At 53.2% G+C, this 4,858-nt stretch carries 2 protein-coding genes; both read right to left on the minus strand.

From position 1 onward, the window contains the following. Positions 1–177: 177 nt before the first annotated feature. Entirely contained in the window at positions 178–1,845 is a 1,668-nt protein-coding gene (locus tag ABYT30_RS15540; protein WP_372759215.1) for a ShlB/FhaC/HecB family hemolysin secretion/activation protein, read from the minus strand. Between the two features lie 82 nt (positions 1,846–1,927). Then, positions 1,928–4,066 (minus strand): OmpA family protein, encoded by a 2,139-nt coding sequence (locus ABYT30_RS15545; RefSeq protein ID WP_372759216.1) that lies wholly within the window; start codon positions 4,064–4,066, stop codon positions 1,928–1,930. Positions 4,067–4,858: the final 792 nt, after the last annotated feature.

Raw genomic sequence — 4,858 nt, forward strand, 5'->3', positions numbered from 1 at the left:
GGCACACGACTTCCAACAAGTGGAACGTCTGCCAGTGCAAAGCTGGGATATTCCTCTGGATGTCATTGCGACCGACAGAAGACTTTACTGGCTATCCCGATGACGCGCCGTCGTAGGGACATTAAACGGAGGTAGCAGATAAACTACCCCGCTCGCAAAACACCTACAGGCAGCCACCTAAAAGATGGCTTTTACCACGACAAAGAAATCGGCTTCAGCGCGATCCAGCGCCGCTTCATCCACATTATCCTCTGACAATGATTCCGCAATGACGGCGCGTACCTCAAGCCAATCCCAAGCGCTCAGCGTCGCACGAATACCCGCATCAGCAATGCTGCTTTGATCGCCCAAATCGACCGAACCCAAGGCGCCGGAAGCATTTTCATACTGTGCCGCACCATATTCTGCAAACACTCCACCAGCCAGAGAGAAGTCCCCCAGCTTCCAGGTATGATTGAAACTGAGGTCGGCATGATAGCCGCTATCGCCGACCAGCACGCCCGGAAGATACGCGCTGAGCCTATCAACACCGCCAAGGACCCACTGTTGTTGCTGCGGCAGCTGCTCGTCGCTCAGCTGAGCGTTCAAGGCCAACCTGAAGTTACTGTTGGCGCTGAACGCGTAGATGGCTTCTGCCTTCGGCTTGATAACGACAAATTCAGCCGTTCGCTTACCTACCGCCACCCCGGCAGATTGAGAGTCTGTCCCGAGCGTGCCCTTATCACCACTTATACCGCCCTTTATCGCAGCCCCGAGCTTCCAATTCAGCAAGTTCTCGCGGTGCTGTTTGGCTTTGTGATAGGTCGCACCCACCTCCAGCGTTGCATAGCGCTCGTCCTGTACCACCTGATCTATATTTGAGTCGATGAGCGAATCGGTATAATCCAGTCGCTGAGACAGGGTGAAGCGGTGATCGATATCACTGGAAATCACCTGATTGCCTGTTATCGCCAGCTGATCGATTTCCGCATCCAATTCAACGTCCCGTTGGGTGGAGCTGGCTGTCGGTAGACACAACAGGCCACCGAAGCCGCTGGGTACAACACAAGCCGTCGATGGAACACTGATGACACCCAGATCTCGTACATACTGCGAATGACGGCCTTCTATACCGTAGAGCCCAAAACTGTAGGCCTTATCCAGCTTCAACTGAAACTGATGATAATCCTCCCCGTCACGCGACTCACCCCAATCACTTATCGCGTGTTCATAGCCGCCTGACAGCTGAAAACCACTGGAAAAGTCATGTTTGAAACCCAAATCCAGAAAATAACGCCCGGCAAAACGGCTACCCTGATTGCCCAGCTGCACGATGAAATCCGTCGCATCGTGCTCTGCATCAGCTGTTTGGTTAAACACAAGGTCGAGCGCATCCGGCCTTTCAGGCGACGCTTCATAACTTACGCTGTAATCAAGCCCGCTACGCTCAGATTGAATATCCGCCAGCACCTGACGCGTGGAAAACTCTTCACGCGTCAGGTCAACATCACCAGCGAGATCCTTAAAGTGACGCTTTACAACCTCATTACCGCGAATCTCTCCCACCCGCATCTGCACGGCGTGGAGATAGACAACGTTGTTTGCAGGTGCCGAGTAGAGTAATCGCACCAAGAGATTGCCATTGTTATAGCTAGCGGAATTGATCATAAGAATGAGCTGTGACGGTGTTTGTGCTTTTACAAACAGGGCGTCGAGCTCACCGGCACTGAGGCCGTGATTTCCTGTCAGTCTGATTTCGTACTGCCCCAACTTGCGTGCATACGGCAGACTGACTTCGCTGAACGAAGAAATCTGCTGCGATGAAGTCAATACCGGAGGTAATGCGGGCGGCAAGTCAATAGCCATAGTAAATTCCCAATCATTGTCTTTGTTAACAAGCTAAACGATCACTAGAGATGGCGCCGAATCTCGCGGCGCCTCATTCGCATCAGGTGTTGTTGGGTTTAGCGGTGTCCTGCGGGCGGGTGCTTTCCGGCGCTGCTGAGTCAGCCGAATTGCCACTTGTGTTGCGATTGTCGCTAGCATCACGTTCGGCGGCACCCGTCTCTTCGAGAAACTCCAGCACCTCGTCGTAACTACTTTCGGCTTCAGCCGCTTTTTCTTCACGGCGTTTTGCTTCCTCAGCATCCAATTGCGCTTGACGTTCACGCTTCGCCGCTTCCTCCTTAGCACGCTGCTGCTCTTCACGCGCTATTCTTTCCCATTTCTGGGCGTCAGCTCTGGCTTTTTCCAGTTCGGCTCGCGCCTGCTGCTCACTGTTAGGGGAACCTGTGGAGGACTGCTTTGGCAAGCTCGCTGTTGCCTGTTCTGCGCTGCCACCCTGCGCAGTCGCTGCATGCTGCGCCACTCGTCGATTGGCGTTTTCTGCCTTGATCGCAGCGAAGGTTTGCAGATCTACAACGGTGAGCTCCACACGCCGGTTTAGCGCGCGCCCCTCAGGGTAATCCGCACCACTGTCTGTGGTATTCGCAGCGATAGGGACATTTTCACCAAACCCACGGAAGGTCAGCCGCTCGGGCTTAATCCCATAATTCACAAAGTGCGTATAGATGGCGCGGGCGCGTTTGTATGACAGCTCGTCGTTATAGCTGTCGGCACCTTTGGAATCCGTATGTCCATCAATAGCAATCAGGGCATTGGGATGTTTTTCGATGATACGACGCGCTTCCTCCAGCAAAGCCTTCGAGGGCTCGGTAAGATCCAGAGAGTCGAATTCGAAATTGACACCGCGCAAGACCAGCGACGTGTTTTCATCCAGATGGCAACCTGTGACAAACACATCGGCACCTTCGGGTGTATCTGTGCAATCATCGACATCATCACAAATGCCGTCGCTGTCACTGTCGCCTTCGGCACAGTTGGAATCGGCCAGTAGCAGAGTATCCTCACCGCCCGAGTCTCCGCAGGCAAGGCCTTCACACTCGCCACCGCCGGGGCCACTGCCATCGCCATTATCATCGCTTCCGACGTCAACGGATATTCCACCTCCGTCGCCCGAATTATCGCCACTGATGACGGCTCCAGCGACACCATCACTATTGCCGCTATTGTCGCCCGACAACACCGCAACGCCTGCGGTACTGCCGTTACCTGCGTCGTCTCCGTTAATGACACTCACGCCCGAGAAACCACCGTTTCCGGCGTTGTTTCGACTTAGTGCACCAACACCGGCAACGCCCCCGTTGCCCGATTCATCGCCGTTGATCGCCCCCACACCGACCAATCCGCCGTTACCCGCATTGTCCTCGTTAACCGCGCCAACGCCGACCAATGCGCCGTTGCCTGAGCTGCTGCCGCTGATTGCGCTTAAAGCCAGCGTTTCACTATTGCCCGCCTGATCACCCCCAAGCACCGCAACACCCGCGACACTGCCATTACCAGAGTTATCATCACCCGCCACCGAGATGCCGATCAGGTCGCCATTGCCTGAGCCACCGCCGGAAATCACCGCCAGACCAATTAGGCCACCATTGCCGCTCGCACCTGGGGTCAATATAGCGACGCCCGCCAAACCATCGGCCGACGCGTTACCAGAATTGTCGGAACCTGCGATAGCCAAGCCCACGGCCTCATCCGAAAAGCCCGGCAGGGTTACCGCATTGGCCAAGTCAAAATTAAGCGCGTCTCCAACACCCGACAATGCACGCACGGAATCAACAACCGGGACGATCACGGCACCGTCCGGGCCCACGGTGTTGCGAAGCGCATCAACCAATGCGCTGTCGGGAGCCAAGCCCAACATGGTGGTCAACTGATCCAGCCCGAGAAAATCTAGCGGGATAGCCGTACCGCCATCCGGGTTGCCAAAACCCAAAAGCTCGGTGCTGCCCAACGTCAATCCTAACCCGTTTTCCGGTGTAAAAAGGTCCAGCCCTAGCACATCATTGTCGCCGGTACCGGTGGGGTTGAGCACATCAACTTCAACGCCACCACCGCTTGCGCTGCCATTTATAAGTGAATTGAGCCCAGTTTGACTGAGCAGGTCTGAGACGGGGTCTGCGATAGCCAGCTGAGATACGAGGCCGAAAGCTGCAGCACCGACAAGGCGCATGGATCGGGTAAACATTTTATCCCTATAAAAGTAATACGTTTAAAACGTGTGTGCAAAGAAGAAAGTTAAGCGACTCCACGAAAACTGAGACTCATCGCTTATTGGCTACACACCCATAACTTCTGGCACGCGACAGGACTGGCGAAACGTATAACTCATCTACATCCTTTAGTTACAACCCTCTAACGACCATTCCTAGCTCGCCTCGCGGTTTTTAACACAAACAAAAATTCAATGCATCCTATATAAAATATTTCAGTACATGATTTTGCACTGCAAATAAAAAGCTAAAAATATCGCTACGCAATTCGCAGAAATCGCGCGACAGAAATCACGCTGATCTTATAAAAAAATGTAATAATTTTGAAATAATTGAAAACGTCAGCAAAGAAACATTAGCGCATCGATGGACCAATGCGTGAAATCCGTCCGCCACACAATGCAACACTTTTCAAAAACCTGTCACGATCCGCAACACCAATACACATAATTGGCGCTCACATAGTACGCTTTTGCTTATGCACCAAATTTGTGTCTGATACAGACCCCTTGCGCGCACTCAATCAACGCACGAAAGGCCGCGACATCCAAACGACATTCTTGAAACAACGTCGATTACGTATAAAAGACAAGAGTCAATCGCGTACAGGGCGTCCCAACTCGGGCTGCTAGGAACACACACTGCATGCGATTAGCACTAGCTTAGAAATTGCTGATAGGCAGGATTGTCAGTTTCTTCGTGGTAGGGGTAGTGTAATTGATCCAGATACTCGCCCACCTTGCGACGATCTTTATCTTCGATCTGCA

It is taken from the genome of Zhongshania sp. (assembly GCF_041623545.1).
Taxonomy (GTDB): domain Bacteria; phylum Pseudomonadota; class Gammaproteobacteria; order Pseudomonadales; family Spongiibacteraceae; genus Spongiibacter.

Bases quoted from the DNA above. Each gene is read 5' to 3' on its own strand.
- ABYT30_RS15540 (WP_372759215.1), bottom strand. From the start codon at position 1,845: ATGGCTATTGACTTGCCGCCCGCATTACCTCCGGTATTGACTTCATCG.
- ABYT30_RS15545 (WP_372759216.1), bottom strand. From the start codon at position 4,066: ATGTTTACCCGATCCATGCGCCTTGTCGGTGCTGCAGCTTTCGGCCTC.